The 15,870-nt window shown below is 63.8% G+C and carries 14 protein-coding genes and 1 pseudogene; 11 read left to right on the top strand and 4 right to left on the bottom strand.

Annotation, left to right across the window (positions count from 1 at the left end):
* Nucleotides 1-125: 125 nt before the first annotated feature.
* Nucleotides 126-1,685 carry a nitric oxide reductase transcriptional regulator NorR gene (gene norR, locus OX459_RS01570; protein ID WP_289903485.1) on the top strand — a complete coding sequence of 520 codons (1,560 nt, stop codon included), beginning with the start codon at nt 126-128 and terminating at the stop codon, nt 1,683-1,685.
* A 140-nt stretch (nt 1,686-1,825) separates the two neighbouring features.
* Here norR and OX459_RS01565 read toward each other — a convergent pair whose 3' ends face one another.
* Together OX459_RS01565 and OX459_RS01560 are read right to left on the bottom strand one after the other, a co-directional pair.
* Nucleotides 1,826-2,167 (bottom strand): cytochrome c, encoded by a 342-nt coding sequence (locus OX459_RS01565; RefSeq protein ID WP_215409088.1) that lies wholly within the window; start codon nt 2,165-2,167, stop codon nt 1,826-1,828.
* 14 nt (nt 2,168-2,181) lie between these two features.
* Nucleotides 2,182-2,511 (bottom strand): cytochrome c, encoded by a 330-nt coding sequence (locus OX459_RS01560; protein ID WP_077408527.1) that lies wholly within the window; start codon nt 2,509-2,511, stop codon nt 2,182-2,184.
* 233 nt (nt 2,512-2,744) lie between these two features.
* On the opposite strand from OX459_RS01560, the gene OX459_RS01555 reads away from it, so the two are divergent.
* From OX459_RS01555 to OX459_RS01520, 8 genes and pseudogenes are all read left to right on the top strand, one after another.
* Nucleotides 2,745-3,614: a MoxR family ATPase gene (locus tag OX459_RS01555; RefSeq protein WP_289903484.1), complete on the top strand. Its 870-nt coding sequence runs from the start codon at nt 2,745-2,747 to the stop codon at nt 3,612-3,614.
* Nucleotides 3,615-3,623: 9 nt separating this feature from the next.
* Complete coding sequence (locus OX459_RS01550; RefSeq protein WP_289903483.1) at nt 3,624-4,274, top strand: GNAT family protein; 651 nt, start codon at nt 3,624-3,626, stop codon at nt 4,272-4,274.
* Nucleotides 4,268-5,437, top strand: coding sequence for a hypothetical protein (locus OX459_RS01545; protein ID WP_289900275.1), 1,170 nt, complete (start codon nt 4,268-4,270; stop codon nt 5,435-5,437). The genes OX459_RS01550 and OX459_RS01545 overlap by 7 nt, the downstream gene beginning before the upstream one ends.
* Before the next feature lie 312 nt (nt 5,438-5,749).
* The gene (locus OX459_RS01540) at nt 5,750-6,937 is read left to right on the top strand and encodes a cation:proton antiporter (RefSeq protein ID WP_034780723.1); all 1,188 of its coding nucleotides are present in this window, start codon (nt 5,750-5,752) and stop codon (nt 6,935-6,937) included.
* Nucleotides 6,938-8,068 carry a YbdK family carboxylate-amine ligase gene (locus OX459_RS01535; RefSeq protein ID WP_034780287.1) on the top strand — a complete coding sequence of 377 codons (1,131 nt, stop codon included), beginning with the start codon at nt 6,938-6,940 and terminating at the stop codon, nt 8,066-8,068.
* Between the two features lie 276 nt (nt 8,069-8,344).
* Nucleotides 8,345-8,827, top strand: a pseudogene (locus tag OX459_RS01530) (sigma-70 family RNA polymerase sigma factor); the annotation flags it as partial.
* A gap of 54 nt (nt 8,828-8,881) precedes the next feature.
* Nucleotides 8,882-9,661 carry a FecR domain-containing protein gene (locus OX459_RS01525; protein ID WP_354669655.1) on the top strand — a complete coding sequence of 260 codons (780 nt, stop codon included), beginning with the start codon at nt 8,882-8,884 and terminating at the stop codon, nt 9,659-9,661.
* Between the two features lie 95 nt (nt 9,662-9,756).
* A complete protein-coding gene (locus OX459_RS01520; protein WP_289903482.1) occupies nt 9,757-12,228 on the top strand; it encodes a TonB-dependent receptor in 2,472 nt (823 codons plus the stop codon).
* Here the strand turns inward: OX459_RS01520 and OX459_RS01515 are convergent, their stop codons facing one another.
* Together OX459_RS01515 and OX459_RS01510 are read right to left on the bottom strand one after the other, a co-directional pair.
* Nucleotides 12,229-13,308, bottom strand: coding sequence for an alginate lyase family protein (locus OX459_RS01515; protein ID WP_289903481.1), 1,080 nt, complete (start codon nt 13,306-13,308; stop codon nt 12,229-12,231).
* Nucleotides 13,305-14,309, bottom strand: a complete 1,005-nt coding sequence (locus OX459_RS01510) for a type 1 glutamine amidotransferase (protein WP_289903480.1) — start codon at nt 14,307-14,309, stop codon at nt 13,305-13,307. The genes OX459_RS01515 and OX459_RS01510 overlap by 4 nt, the downstream gene beginning before the upstream one ends.
* A 218-nt stretch (nt 14,310-14,527) precedes the next feature.
* Here OX459_RS01510 and OX459_RS01505 point away from each other — a divergent pair, with 218 nt between their 5' ends.
* Both OX459_RS01505 and dapA read left to right on the top strand, forming a co-directional pair.
* Nucleotides 14,528-14,836, top strand: a complete 309-nt coding sequence (locus OX459_RS01505) for a hypothetical protein (protein WP_233515995.1) — start codon at nt 14,528-14,530, stop codon at nt 14,834-14,836.
* Nucleotides 14,833-15,870, top strand: coding sequence for a 4-hydroxy-tetrahydrodipicolinate synthase (gene dapA, locus OX459_RS01500; RefSeq protein WP_289903479.1), 1,038 nt, complete (start codon nt 14,833-14,835; stop codon nt 15,868-15,870). Before OX459_RS01505 ends, dapA begins: the two co-directional genes overlap by 4 nt.

The following is a 15,870-nucleotide window of genomic DNA, read 5'->3' as shown; positions in this document are numbered from 1 at the left end:
GGTTTGGCACTCATACCTAGGCAAACCGTGTGCCAGGAAAAACTTGTTTTAAATCAACGTTTTGAAAAACACAGGGTCGTAATGACCCTTGTTTGCCGTGGTTCGTTGTACCCTGCATGGTACTTATGACCACCACTGCCATCCACCTGCTGCTGCTCACCGACCTGGTCGCCGACCTGCCCGTGGCAGTGCGACTGCAGCGCCTGGTCGGCAGCCTGCGCGCGCACTTCGGCTGCGAAGCCGTGGCCTTGCTCAAGCTCGATGGCGAGCACTTGCGCCCCGTGGCGATGGCCGGCCTGGCCAGCGACGCGCTGGGGCGTCGCTTCGCCGTCGCCGACCATCCGCGCCTGGCCGCCATCCTGCAACGGCGCGGCGTGCTGTGCTTCCATCACGACAGCTCCCTGCCCGATCCCTACGATGGCCTGATCGCCGAGCGGGCCGGCGAGCCGCTGCCCGTGCACGACTGCATGGGCATGGCGCTGGACCTGGAGGGCGAACGCTGGGGCGTGATCACGCTCGACGCCCTGCAAGTAGGCACCTTCGATACGCAAGCGCAGCGCGACTTGGGGGAACTGGCTTGCGCCATCGAGGCGGCCGTGCGCGTGACCCGCCTGGAAACGGAAATCCGCGCCCTGCGCCTGTCGGGCGGCGCCATGCTGGCCGATGCGCAAGCGCCGCGCGAGGAACACGATTTCGTCGGCCAGAGCAGCGCCATCACGCACTTGCTGCACGAATTGCAAGTGGTCGCCGATTCCGAACTGCCCGTGCTGCTGCTGGGAGAGACGGGCGTCGGCAAGGAATTGTGCGCGCACCGCCTGCACCGGCTGTCGCGCCGCGCAGGCAAGCCCTTGATCCATGTCAATTGCGCAGCCTTGCCCGAGTCCCTGGCCGAGAGCGAATTGTTCGGCCATGTACGCGGCGCGTTTTCCGGCGCCGTCAGCGACCGGCCCGGGCGTTTCGAGGCGGCCGAAGGGGGCACCCTGTTTCTCGATGAAGTGGGGGAATTGCCGCTGTCGATACAGGCCAAGCTGCTGCGCACCTTGCAAAATGGCGAAATCCAGCGCCTGGGCGCAGACCGGCCGCGCCGGGTCAACGTGCGCGTGATCGCCGCCACCAACCGCAGCCTGCGCGAACATGTGCGCGACGGCACCTTCCGCGCCGACCTGTATCACCGCCTGTCCGTGTATCCCGTGCCGATTCCGCCGCTGCGCGAGCGGGGCAATGACGTGCTGCTGCTGGCCGGTGGTTTTCTTGAGCTCAACCGCGCGCGCCTGGGCTTGCGCAGCCTGCGCCTGTCCGCCGCGGCGGAAAATGCCCTGTGCCACTACCGCTGGCCGGGCAATGTGCGCGAACTGGAACATGTGATCAGCCGGGCCGCGCTGAAAGCCGTGATCCGCGGCGCGGACCGCAAGGACATCGTGACCCTGGAAACGGATATGCTCGACCTCGATGCGCTGGAGGCGCCAGCCGGTGCGAACGCGTCGCTGCCTGCGCCGGCTGCGTGCGGAGCGCCAGCGGCGCCGCTGCTGTCCATGCATCAGATCGTGGAAGCGAGCCAGCGCCAGGCCATCCGGCAAGCGCTGGTGCTACATCAGGATAACTGGGCCGCTGCCGCGCGCCAACTGGGGCTGGACGCCAGCAATCTGCACAAGCTGGCGCGCCGGGTGGGGCTGAAGAACACCTAACCAAACCTACTGCGCGTCGGTATAGGCAACCTGCGATGCTCACTGTGCTTCAGCACAGTTCCGCGTCTCGGCCGCCTCTCCCTTCCGCTCGCTACGGTTTTGTCAGATGTCAGAACAACTAATAACCCCTGCGATACCGCTCAGCGGTGAATGACCAGGGTAGTCGGCAGGCTGTGCAGGTAGGCGGCCAGGTCCTTGATGTCCTGGTTGCTCAGCGGTTTCACCTGGCCCGTCATGATGGCGTTGTTGCGGCCATTGGCCTTGTCGCCCCGCTTATACGCCGTCAAGGCGTGTTCCAGGTAATCCTTGTGCTGGCCCGCCAATTTCGGATAAGACGGGTCGATGGGCGAACCGTAATCCTTGCCGTGGCAGGTGGCGCAGCTGTATTTTTCGGCCAGGGCCTTGCCCGTGTTGATATTGCCGGCGGCGCTGGCGGACAACGAGACGGTGGCGCAAACGAGGGCGGCGAGTAGTGTTTTCATCATCTGGCTGGTCCTCAGTTCGGCTTGGCTTGTTGCGCATAATACGCGGCGACATCGGCGATATCCTGGTCCGACAGGCTGCTGGCGATGCCCTTCATGCTCGGGTGCTTGCGATCGCCCTTCTTGTAGGCTTGCAGCGCATTCTCGATATATTTTGCCGGCTGGCCGCCGATCATCGGCACCTGGAACACTTCGGGGAAGGTTGCCTTGTAACCGGGGATGCCATGGCAGCCGATACACATTTCCACCTTGGCAGCCGCTGCCTTGGCGTTTCCTACAATGTCAGCCGCTGTGACGGCATTTGCTATGCCGGCAAGCACGAGAAGTGCAAATATTTTTTTCATAGTGGCAATGTGAACAAAGGTAATCGGAGAAACGCCAGAGCTGGTTTTTATTGATTTTATGTGTTGACAATTAAGGTTGACAATTAATCTGCTGCTTGCCGATTCTAGCCAAGATATTCTTGCAAGTCCACCTATAAAACCCGCATTGTAGGCAGGCAGGCACAGGCCGTCCGCGTGGCAGTGCGCCACAGTTCTGTTTATACTCACCATTTCCCTACTTTGGCAGACCGCTCATGCAAGCACAGCACACCCAGCAAGGCCAACGCTTCGAAGGTTCCGACAGCTATGTCGCCACCGCCGACCTGAAACTGGCCGTGAATGCGGCGCTGACCCTGCAACGCCCGCTGCTGATCAAGGGCGAACCGGGCACGGGCAAGACCATGCTGGCCGAGGAAGTGGCCGCCGCGCTGAACATGCCGCTGATGCAATGGCATATCAAATCGACCACCAAGGCGCAGCAGGGCCTGTACGAATACGACGCCGTCTCGCGCCTGCGCGATTCGCAGCTGGGCGACGAGCGCGTGCGCGACATCCAGAACTACATCGTCAAGGGCGTGCTGTGGCAGGCGTTCACGGCGCCCGAACCGGTGGTGCTCTTGATCGATGAAATCGACAAGGCCGACATCGAATTCCCGAACGACCTGCTGCGCGAACTGGACCGGATGGAATTCTATGTCTACGAAACGCGCGAAATGGTCACTGCGCGCCATCGCCCGCTCGTCATCATCACCTCGAACAACGAGAAGGAATTGCCGGACGCCTTCCTGCGCCGCTGCTTCTTCCATTACATCAAATTCCCGGACAAGGACACGATGGAGCAGATCGTCGCCGTCCACTACCCGCACCTGAAACAGGAATTGCTGGCGCAGGCGCTGCAAACCTTCTATGAAGTGCGCGACGTGCCGGGCCTGAAGAAAAAACCGTCGACATCGGAATTCCTCGACTGGCTCAAGCTCCTGCTGGCCGAAGGCATCCCCTTTGACGCGCTGCGCAGCAAGGACAACAAGGCCGTCGTGCCGCCGCTGCACGGCGCGCTGCTGAAAAACGAGCAGGACGTGCACCTGTTCGAGCGCCTGATGTTCATGTCGCGCACCAACCGCTAAGGAGCGCCGGTGAACGACATCAGCCCGGACAAGGTCTTCGTCCCCCTGGAACTGCACGGCATCCGCCTCGAAGCGCTGGCGCCGCACCACGCGCCTGGCCTGCGCGCGGCGGCCACAGACGGCGAGCTGTGGAACCTGCGCGTCACCTCCGTGCCCGAGCCGGACCAGGTGGACCAGTACATTTTCAAGGGTATCGAGATGCGCCCTTCGCGCTTCGCCTTTGCCGTCATCGACGTGGCCAGCGGCGAGGTGCTCGGCACCACCAGCTACCACGACGTGGTGCCAGCCATCGGACGCCTGGAAATCGGCTACACCTGGTATGCGAAGCGCTGCCAGCGCAGCCACGTCAACACCACCTGCAAATTGCTGCTGCTGGCGCACGCCTTCGACACACTCGGCTGCGCGCTGGTGGGTCTGCGCACCGATAATTTCAACCACGCTTCGCAGGCGGCCATCGAACGCCTGGGCGCGAAAAAGGATGGCGTGCTGCGCCACCATGCGCTGCGCCGCGACGGCACCGTGCGCGACACGGTCATGTACAGCATCACGCGCGGCGAATGGCCGGAAATCGCCGCCCATCTGCGCTACAAGCTGGCGCAGCGCCCGATCGCCGCACTGCCTCGCGCAGGCGACGCCGGGGCAGAGGAAGCGCCATGCTGATCGATTTCTTCTTCACGCTCAAGGATGCGAAGATTCCCGTCTCGATCAAGGAATTTTTGACCCTGCTCGAAGCGCTGCAAAAGAACGTCATCGACGCCTCGATGGACGATTTTTACTATCTGGCGCGCCTGACCCTGGTCAAGGACGAAGCCCATTTCGACAAGTTCGACCGCGCGTTTGCCCAGTACTTCAAGGGCGTCAACGCTGCCTTCGACACGAATGCGGCGATTCCCCTCGACTGGCTGCTAAAGCGCATGCAGCGCGAGCTGTCCGAGGAGCAGAAGGCGCAGCTGGAAAAATTCGGCTACGACAAGCTGATGGACCGCCTGAACGAGCTGCTGAAGGAGCAGAAGGAGCGCCACGAGGGCGGCAGCAAGTGGATCGGCACGGGCGGCACGTCGCCGTTCGGCAATGGCGGCACGAACCCGGAAGGCATCCGCATCGGCGGCAAGGGCGGCAACCGCACGGCAGTGAAAGTGTGGGAAGCGCGCAGCTACAAGGATTACGACGGCGAGCGAGAACTGGGCACGCGCAACATCAAGGTGGCCTTGCGCCGCCTGCGCAAGTTCGCGCGCGAAGGCGCGGAAGATGAACTGGCGCTCGACGCCACCATCGCCGCCACAGCCAATAACGCCGGCTATCTGGATATCAAAATGCGGCCCGAGCGCAAGAACCGCATCAAGGTGCTGATGTTGCTCGACGTCGGTGGCAGCATGGACGACCATATCGAGCGCACCGAGGAACTGTTTTCGGCGGCGAAGACGGAATTCAAGAACATGGAGTTCTTTTACTTCCATAACTGCGTCTACGACTACCTGTGGAAGAACAACCGGCGCCGCAACGCCGAACGCTTTCCCACCTGGGACGTGCTGCGCAAGTACCCGCCCGACACCAAGCTGATTTTCGTCGGCGACGCCACCATGAGCCCCTATGAAATCCTGCAGCCGGGCGGCAGCGTCGAATACAACAACGAGGAAGCGGGATCTACGTGGCTGGCGCGCTTTACCCAGGCGTTCCCGAAATTCATCTGGCTCAATCCCGAATCGGAGGGACTATGGCAGTACCGCCAGTCGATCGGCGTGATGCGGCAGTTGATGAACAACCGCATGTTCCCCCTGTCGATCGACGGGCTGGAACGGGGCATGCGTCTGCTCAGTAAATAAAAGCACGCAACAAAAAGTCCATGGCGGCAGGGGGCCGCCATGCCGTACACTGCGACACGGCACTACCGTGCGGAGCCTCTCCGCTGCGGGCGGGTACCATACGCTGATACCAGCCCTGCCCAACCTGCTGCATCCTGTGCGCGGCCGCCATGGCCGCGACACTGTTCGATTGCGCACATCGTGCGCGCCTTCTGCTCCGGTAGAATCGGCGCATCGCTCTGCGCAAACTATGCACCATCGCTGCACCACGACATTGCCGCGCCAGCCCCCGTGCTGCCGGCCGGTGCCAGCGCCATTTTCAAAGGAATGAGCATGCAAAGTCTGATCTCGATCGCCGCCGACCTGTCCTGGCCGTTCGCCATCACCCTGGCCTGGGTGGTGGGCGAATTCGGTCACCGCTGGACTGGCCTGCCGCGTATCAGTTTTTACGGCGTGATCGGTTTCGTCCTCGCGCAGACGCAGGTGGGCATCCTGCCGCAGACGGACGCGGGCCCGATGCTGGTGCTGGCCGACGTGGCCTTCGGCCTGATCCTGTTCGAAGTCGGCTACCGGATCAACCTGCGCTGGCTGAAGAACAATCCGTGGATCGCCGTCACGGGCTTGGTCGAATCCTTGCTGACCTTTGCCGTCGTCTACTTCATCGGCATCGAATTCGGTTCCACCTCGATGACGGCGCTGCTGCTGGCGTCCCTGGCCATGTCCACCTCGCCGGCCACCATCATGCGCGTCATCAACGAGGAGCGCAGTTCGGGCCAGGTCACGGAACGCATCGTCCACCTCACCGCCCTCAATTGCGTGCTGGCCGTCTTCACGTTCAACATCATCGTCGGCTTCTGGATGTTCCAGAGCTCCACCGACCTGATCGAAGCCAGCAGCAGCAGCGCCGCCGTGCTGGCCGCCTCGGTGGCCGCCGGTACCGTTTTCGGCATCGTCGTGCCGGCCATGCTGCGCCGCCTGGGCAATATGGCGCAGGATGCCACCGTCGCCTTTGCGCTGTCGGTGATGCTGCTCGTCGCCCTCACCTACACCACCAGCCTGTCGCCGCTGCTGGCCACCCTCACCTTCGGCCTGGTGGCACGCCACCGCCGTGTCGCCTTCAGCCAGGCGCAGCGCAATTTCGGCGCCCTGGGCGAGCTGCTGACGGTGCTGCTGTTCGTGTATGCCGCCTCGACCCTGGAATGGGCCAGCGTGGCTGCCGGCGCGGGCCTGGCCCTGGCCGTCGTCGGCGGGCGATTGCTGACGAAAGTCGTCGGTGTGGCCGCTTTCTCGCATGTCAGCGGCATTTCCTGGCGCAAGGGCGTGCTGACGGGCGTGGCGCTGACGCCCGTCTCCGTCTTCATCATCCTGCTGCTGGAACACGCGCGCCAGCACGGCGTGAACTTCGGCGACGAATTGAACGCCCTGGCCGCCATCACCCTGGGCCTGGAACTGGTCGGCCCCGTGCTGGTGCAGCGCGTGCTGATGCTGGCCAAAGAAACCCACGAAATCAAGGAGCGCTAAATGCCGCTGGAACCCTTTGGCCAATCGGCCGCGCTGACCTTCGGCGTCGAACTCGAACTGCAACTGGTGAACCTGTCGGACTATGACTTGACGGCCGCCAGCCCCGACCTGCTGCATCTGCTGAACAAAAAACCGTTTCCCGGCAACGTCACGCCGGAAATCACCGAGAGCATGATCGAGATCAACTCGAGCGTGCACACGCATCACGGCCCCCTGCTGGAGCAGCTGCAGGAAATCCGCGACACCTTGATCACGGCCGGCGACAAGCTCAATATCGGCATCGCAGGCGGCGGCACGCACCCGTTCCAGCAATGGTCGTCGCAAAAGATCTTTTCCAAGCCACGCTTCCAGGAGATTTCGGAACTGTACGGCTACCTGGCCAAGCAATTCACCATCTTCGGCCAGCACGTGCACATCGGCTGCGCCTCGGGCGACGACGCCATGTTCCTGCTGCATTCGCTGAACCGCTACATCCCCCACTTCATCGCCCTATCGGCGTCCTCGCCCTACGTGCAGGGACGCGACACCCTGTTCGATTCGGCCCGCCTGAACTCCGTGTTCGCGTTTCCCATGAGCGGGCGCGCACCGTTCACCCTCAGCTGGGACCAGTTCTCCAACGAGTATTTCGCCAAGATGGAGAACACGGGCATCATCAAGAGCATGAAGGATTTTTACTGGGATATCCGTCCCAAGCCGGAATTCGGCACCATCGAACTGCGCGTGTGCGACACGCCGCTGACGGTGGAACGGGCCGCCGCGCTGGCCGCCTACCTGCAAGCGCTGTGCCGTTACCTGCTCGAACGCCGCGAAACCCCGCCGGTGGAAGACGATTACCTCGTATATAACTACAACCGCTTCCAGGCTTGCCGCTTCGGCCTCGACGGCGCCATCACGCATCCGAAAACCTACGAAACGATGTCGCTGCGCGAAGACATCATGACCACCCTGCGCAAGATGGAACCGCACGCCGAGGCGCTGGGCAGCACGCCGGCCCTGAAACACCTGTCGGACGTGGCCAAGCAGTGGAGCGATGCACAATACCTGCGCAAGCAGCATAGCTTGCAGGGCAGCGCCGAGGGCATGGTTGATTCGGCGATCAGATGTTTTCGCGGTGAACCGATGAATTATTGAAGATGCCTGGCCAATCCTGCTGCGCGTCGAAATAGGCGGCCTGCGATGCTCACCGTATCTTCGTACGGTTGCGCTTCTTGGCCGCCTTTCCCTTCCGCTCGCGACGGTTTTGCCGGTCATCGTGACTTTTAGCCCAACAACGCAAACCCAAAAAACCACACCGCGCCTCCCCGTCATTTACAGCCGCCGCCACCGCTTGTTACAATAAGTGAGAATGATTCTTATTATTATTTAAAAACGCCAGCCCACTCGGGCCGGCCATGCAAGGGGAATGCGATGCCGCTGGCAGAGCCGCTACAACGCCAGGACATCGCGACACTGTATGCCGACCACCACGGCTGGCTGCAAGGCTGGCTGCGCAAGAAGCTGGGCAGCACGGCATGCGCAGCCGATGTGGCGCACGACACCTTCATGCGCCTGCTCGACCGCGAAGACGCCGTCGCCGCGCGCGAGCCGCGCGCCTTTCTCGCCACCGTCGCGCAGCGCGTGCTGTTCAACCACTACCGCCGTCAGAAACTCGAAGAGGCTTACCTCGACGTGCTGGCGCAACTGCCGCCCCGGCATGCGCCATCGCCAGAGGAGCGGGCACTGCTGCTGGCGACCGTGTTTGAACTCGACCGCATGCTTGACGGCTTGCCGCCTCCCGTGAAACGGGCTTTTTTACTACGCCAGCTCGACGAGCTGCCGCAGGAAGACATCGCGCACCAGCTCGGCATCTCGCTGGCCACGGTGAAACGCCACCTGCAGCGGGCCGGCAGCGCCACGCAGGCGTGGCAGCAGTTGCAAACGCAGCATGAACGCCTGCCGCCCGCCATGCACGCCACCCTGCTGCGCGCCTGCATGCAAGCGAATGCGCCGCGCCGCCATGCCGTCAAGACCCTGGCCCTGCTGCTGGCCTGCGGCGCCTCGCTGTATGCGTTTGAGCGCCGCAGCCCATGGCGCGGCTGGATGGCCGATTACCGCACGGCAGTCAACCAGCGCCGCGTGGTGACCCTGGACGATGGCACCCAGCTCACGCTCAACACCAGCAGCGCCGTGAACATCGCTTACGACGGCGAGCGGCGCAGCATCGAACTGCTGGCCGGCGAAATCTTCATCGCCACCGGCAAGGATGCGGCACGGCGCCCCTTCTTCGTCGCCACACCGCATGGCAGCCTGCAGGCACTGGGCACGCGCTTCACCGTGCGCCTGCACGATGACTATGCCAGCGCCGGCGTGCTCGACGGGGCCGTCGCCGTACTGGCCAGCGACGGCGCCCAGCGCCTGGTGCTGCGTCCCGGCGAAGGCGCCCATTTCGACAGCAGCAGCCATCATCGCCAGGCGCTGGCGCCATATGGCGGCGCCTGGCTCGATGGCATGCTGGTGGCGCGCGACATGCGCCTGGCCGATTTCCTCGCCGAGCTGGCGCGCTACAGCGAGCATCCGCTGGCCTGCACGCCCGCCATCGCCGACCTGCGCGTCTCCGGTTCCTACCCGCTGGCCGATGTCGGCGCCATCCTCGACGCCGTCAGCGCCAGCCTGCAATTGCGGCGCAATACCGTCACGCGCTTCTGGGGCAATCAAGTCGTCAGGATCGAACTGGCGGCCCGCTGAATTAAATTTTCTGCAAAGTGAGCTGTTTCTGCGTGCTCGCGTGACTTGGAAGATAGGTAGTCTCCATCTTGCGCATCCACGAAAGGTTTTATTCCATGCACCACGCTTCGCGTTCCCTCCTTACCCGCACCGTCCTGGCCTGTGCCCTGTCGCAGATCGGCATGGCTCTCACCCTGCCGGCGCTGGCCCAGGCACAAAGTCAGCAAGTGCGCGTCTACAGCATTCCCGCCGGCGCCCTGGGCGATGTGCTGACACGCTTCGGCAGCGACAGCGCCATTCTATTGTCGTTCTCCAGCGATGCCACGCAAGGCTTGCGCAGCGCCGGCCTGCAAGGCAGCTATGGCGTGCACGATGGTTTCCGCGTGCTGCTGGCCGGCAGCGGCCTGCAAGCCGTGCCGCAATCGAACGGCGGCTACCTGCTGCAAAAGATCGCCGCCAGCGCCGGCGCCCCTTCGGCGGACAGTCGCGGCGTGGCCGTCATGAGCGGAGTCACGGTGGTGGCGGCCGCCGAGCGCAGCGCCGCCACCAGCGGCACGGGCAGCTATACGGGCGGCCCCGCCAGCGGCGCCACGGGACTGGCGTTGACGCAACGCGAAACGCCGCAGTCGCTGACCATCGTCACGCGCCAGCAGATGGATGACCAGAACAGCAATGCCGTCTCCGATGTCATGAAGAACGTCAATGGCGTGAGCGTGCAAAACTACGACAGTGACCGCTGGAGCTTCCAGGCGCGTGGCTTTGCCGTCACCAATTTCCAGTACGACGGCGTGTCGGCCATCTATGACGGCGTTTACGACTGGGGCACGACCAATAGCGACATGGCCATCTATGACCGCATCGAAGTGCTGAAAGGCGCGACGGGCCTGATGAGTGGCTCGGGCGACCCGTCGGCCACCGTCAACATGGTGCGCAAGCGCCCCACTGCCCACTTCGAGGGTTCGGCCACCCTGGGCGCGGGATCGTGGGACAACTATCGCGGCGAAGCCGATGTTTCCAGCCCCCTGAACGACAGCCGCACGGTGCGCGGCCGCCTGGTGGGCGCCTACCAGGACAAGCACTCGTACCTCGACCGCTACACGCAGCAGAAATCCGTCGCCTACGGCATCATCGAAGCGGACCTGACGCCCGTCACTCTGCTGACGGCCGGCTTTACGCACCAGGATTACAAGCCGCGCGGCTCGACCTGGACGGGTTTCCCCGTGCTGCTGTCTGATGGCACCCGCACGGATTTCCCCACTTCGTGGAACCCGGCCACGGACTGGAGCCGCCGCGACATGCAGAACACCACGCTGTTCACGTCGCTGGAACATACGCTCGCCAACGAGTGGAAACTGAAATTGAGCGCGAACCAGCTGCGCAGCAAGCATGACAGCGTGCTCGGTTCGGCCAGCGGCGGCAATCCCCACCCTGTCACGGGCGCAGGCACATTTTTCTTCATGGGCAAATACAAGGGCGACCGCCGCCAGACGACCGTCAACGTGGACGCCAGCGGCCCGTTTACAGCTTTTGGCCGCCGGCATGAAGCGATGATCGGCTACTCCACCTCGACGGCAAAGCAGGATGGCCCCGTCTATGATTCGATCTATCCGACCCTCGACAGCAGCTACTTCGACTGGCGCGGCCAGTATGCGGAACCGGCGTTTGCGCGCAAGGGTAACGACAACGACAGCACGCGCCAGAGCGGCCTGTATGGCGCCGTGCGCCTGCATCCCGTCGATGCGCTGTCGATAATTCTCGGCGCGCGCGTCAGCAACTATAGGCAGGAACAGGACCGCACCTTCTTCGACGCCGACACCGCGCGCATCACCTCGCGCATCGAGGAAACCAACGTCGTCACGCCATATGCGGGTGTCGTGTATGACCTCGACAAGACCTATTCCGTGTTCGGCAGCTACACCAGCATCTTCGCGCCGCAGAGCAACCGCGACGTGAACCGCAACTTTCTGTCGCCCGTGCGCGGCAAGGGCGTGGAAGCGGGGGTGAAGGCAGAATATTTGGACGGCAAGGTCAATGCCAGCGCGTCCCTGTTCCAGATCCGTCAAAGCAATGTGGCCGGCCCTGCGGGCCAAGTCAACGGTGAGGCGGTGTTCAAGGCCATCGATGGCGTCACCAGCCGTGGCGTGGAAATGGAAGTGACGGGTGAAGTGATGAAAGATGTGAAGCTGAGCGCCGGCTACACCTACACCCACGTGCGCGATGCGGATGACAAGGATGTCTTTTCCACCATGCTGAAAACGACGCAGCCTGCCCACCTGGTGCGCGTGCAAGGCACGTGGCGCCTGCCGGCCAGCCTGGACAAGCTGACCGTCGGCGGCGGCATCAACTGGCAAAGCAGCTACGACGGCAATATCTGGAACCCAGCCATCGACGACTATTCGCGCATCAAGCAAGGCAGCTACGCGCTGGTCAACCTGCTGGCCCGCTACGAAATCAGCAAGGACATCACGGCCAGCATCAATGTCAACAACCTGATGGACAAGAAGTACTTCACGGGTCTGGGCCTGTTCGAAACGGGCTTCTACGGCGAGCCGCGCAATGTGATGTTCACCGTGCGCACGAAGTTTTAATCAGCTCCCATACAACGCCAACGCCCAGGCTGGCGGGCGCAATTCCAGCGCCAGCGGCAGGTAAGCGGGATCAAAGCGCGCCGCCAGCAGGTACACACTGGCGGCGCCTTTGGGCTCCCAATTCCCCGTAAAGCCTTTTTCACCGGCAGCCACGCGCTTGCGGTCGAACGGCACGGCGCTCTTGGCGAACTCCTCGTGCGTCTTTCTCCCCAGCGCGTACGGCGCCAGCCAGGCCAGCGCCTCGGCCAGGCGCCGCGCTTCCGGCGCGCCATACCAGTCGTCGCCATGCGCCTGCGCCATCAGGGCGGTCGTCAGCAACGGCTCCAGGCTGTAGGTGGTGTAATGCAGGGCGTCGCGCTGTTCAAAGTCGAAGGGCACGCCGCCGGCGCCGATATTGCGCGGCACGTGCGCCAGGAAGCGTTCCTTCGCCCGCGCGATCAGCAAAGCGTCGCCCGTGACATACGCGGCGGCCGTGCCGATCTTGATGCGGTGGCTGTGCCAGTTGTTGCGCGCCGTGGACGGGCCACCCACCTTGATGGGGTCACTCAGATATCCGTGCGCCAGGGTGCGGCAAAACGCCTGCACCTGCTCGCGCTCGACGCCGTTCAGGCGTTCCTGCACCAGGTCAAAGCCTATCAGGAGGCTGGCCAGCTCCGTCTCGTCGACGGGACTGAACGACGGCTGGTAGGCGCCGCTCCAGGCCAGCAGCAGCTGGCGCGCCGCCTCGAAATGCGCCATCTCGCCCGATAATCTCCAGGCCAGCGCCTGCAGGCGCGCCTGGCGCCAGTCTTCCTGCGCCTGCTGGCTGGTCTCACGCCCGCCTTCGCCCTTCAGCAAGCCGCCCGTGCGCACTTCGGCCATCAGGTGCACGGGGCGCGCCGCATCCTTGCGCGCCGCCTTGACCACTTGTTCCGCAATGGCCGGCGCCACTCGCGCCTTGAGCGTGCGCGCGCGCGCGGCGGACGTCAGCGCAAACGGCAGCGCGCCTTCATGCGGGCGCGGCGCCGCGCGCAAGCCAGCCAGGGGCAGCGCCAGCAGGCCGGCCAGCACAGCGCGCCGGCGCATCAGGTGCGTACTCAAAACCGCGTCTCCCGCGCCGCGCGCAAAAAGTTATCGAGGATGGGCGTGCAATCGAGCAACTCGACGCCGCCCGCCGAATGGAATTCCGGGTGCCACTGCAAGCCCATGACGAAACGGGCCCGCTGGTAGCGGATGGCTTCGACGATGTTGTCACCCTGCGAATACGCTTCCACCGTGATGTCGCGCCCCAGATCCTTCACCGACTGATGGTGGATGGAATTGACGAGTGCCTCGCCCGTCTTCGGGAACAGGCCCGCCAAGGACGAGCCTTTCGGGAAGACGATCGTGTGGCGATGGCGGTCATACAGGTCGTTGACGTGCGAGGTGGCGCCTTCCACGTCCGAGGCGATGTCCTGGTACAGGGTGCCGCCAAAGCCCACGTTGATCAGTTGGCAGCCGCGGCATATGCCCAGTACGGGCTTGCCCGCGTCGACGAATTCGTGCAGCAGCTCCAGCTCGTACAGGTCGCGCGCGCGGTCGCCATTCCATTCGGGTCGCGTGGCCGCCTCGGAATACGTCTGCGGCGAGACGTCGGCGCCGCCTTGCAGCACCAGACCGTCCAGGTGGCGCGCATAGTGGCGCAGGGTGATGTTGCTCGGGTGGAGCTGGCCGCTGGTATTGACCGTCGGGATCATGAACACCAGCACGTCGCGCGACATCACCCACTGCGCAATCGACTCTTCCAGGTATTGCAGGTTCTTGCTACGCAGGCCAGTGGCGCCCGGTTCGGGGTGAAAAATGCGCGCAGAGATACCGATGCGCAAAGTACGCCGCATGAAATCGCGGCTGGCCTTGTCGCGCATGGAGCGGTAGCGCGACGAGATCACCCGCCATGCCAGCGCCAGCGGCGTGTCGTTGTCCTTCAGGTAGCGGGGTGCTGCATCGCGCGCGCGGTGCTCATCATCGGGCGCCCTGCCTACCCGGTCGGGCCGCGCCGAAGCTGGCGCTGACGCCGCGGGATCGGTGGAAGGGGAAAGCTGGGGATCTTTTTCGTCTGACATGGCGGGGCTGACTGAAAGCGGAGACGTTTTCAATATAAACCCCTGCCCCGGAAAGCACGATTCAATTTTGTAACAAAAGCCCACGCGCGGGGCATCCACGCAACACGTCCACGTCCGATGCATACAGTCCGTTTACGCTGGCGGCCCCGCTTTTTAGAGAATCTTTACGCCCCCGCTGCTAATCTTGAACGTACCTCAACCACCGCTGCAAAGCCACCATGGAACCCCATTCACGCCTGCAAACGCATCAAGCGCATCAAGCCCTGCCCCACCGCCATCCCCGCCTGCCCACCTTTCTCATGCATATCACGGTCGACAAAGCCTGCCTGGCCGAACTGCGCCAGCTGGTCGTGCGGACCTGCGGCGGCATGCTGTCATTTATGCGCGTCGAGGCGGTCGACCACGCCGAACGCATGAAAGTCTGGCTGTGCGTGACGGAACCGGCCCTGCGCCTGACCATGGATGCCGTCATGCGCCTGCTGCCGGCGGCGGAGTTTGGCCGCATCAGCCAGGGGAAATCGCTATGAAGCAGTATGCCTGCGAACAGGCGATGTCTTCCTCGCGCATCACTGCGCACTTCCAGGGCATCTGGGTGCCGATGGTCACGCCATTCCTTGATGTCGATGGTGAAATCGACTTCGACGCCGCCCAGCAACTGGCGTGCGAACTAGCCGCCAGCGGCATCGATGGCCTGGTGGTGTGCGGCACCACGGGCGAAGCGGCCATGCTGAGCGCCGCGGAACAGACCATGCTGCTCGACAGCGTGCTCGAAGCCGTCGGCCCCCGTTTCCCCGTCGTGATGGGGATCGGCGGCAGCGATACGCGCGGCGTCGTCGCCACGGTGCAACGCTACAACGACCATCCGCTGGCCGGCCTGCTGGTCTCCGCGCCCGCGTACGTGCGCCCGTCGCAGGACGGCATCGTGCACCACTTCCAGGCCATCGCCGCCGCCACCGACCAATCCATTGTGCTGTACAACGTGCCGGCGCGCACGGGCGTCAATATCGAACCGCAGACGGCCGCGCTGCTGGCGCGCGACTCGCACTTCGTCGCCATCAAGGAAGCGGGCGGCAAGCTTCAGCAACTGGGCGAACTGCTGCTCGACACGCGCCTGGACGTCCTGTGTGGCGACGATGCGCTGCTGCTGGCCAGCCTGTCCATGGGCGGCCACGGCGCCATGTCGGCCGCCGCCCAGGTCCGGCCCGATCTGTATGCGCAGTTATATCACCTGGTCAAGCAGGGCCGCCACGGCGCCGCCGGCGCCCTGTTCAAAATCATGCTGCCCGTCATCCGCCTGCTATTTGCCGAACCGAATCCCGCTCCCGTCAAAGCCGCGCTGGCCATGCAAGGCAAGGTGCGCGACGCGTTGCGCCTGCCGATGACGCCCATGTCCGCCGCCGGCCAGGCCGCCCTGGCCGCGGCGCTCGAACCCCTGATGGAACTGCCCGCATGGACCGCCAGCGACAGGGATGCGCCGCGCGAAGGTTGTCTGCTGCAGCTGGTTTCCCACGCCAACATCATGCCAGCTGTGCGCCAAGATGATCATCGCCATCACGGATGA

Source organism: Janthinobacterium sp. SUN026 (genome assembly GCF_030397625.1).
Lineage (GTDB): Bacteria > Pseudomonadota > Gammaproteobacteria > Burkholderiales > Burkholderiaceae_D > Janthinobacterium > Janthinobacterium kumbetense.
This window is presented reverse-complemented; position numbering and strand designations above follow the sequence as displayed.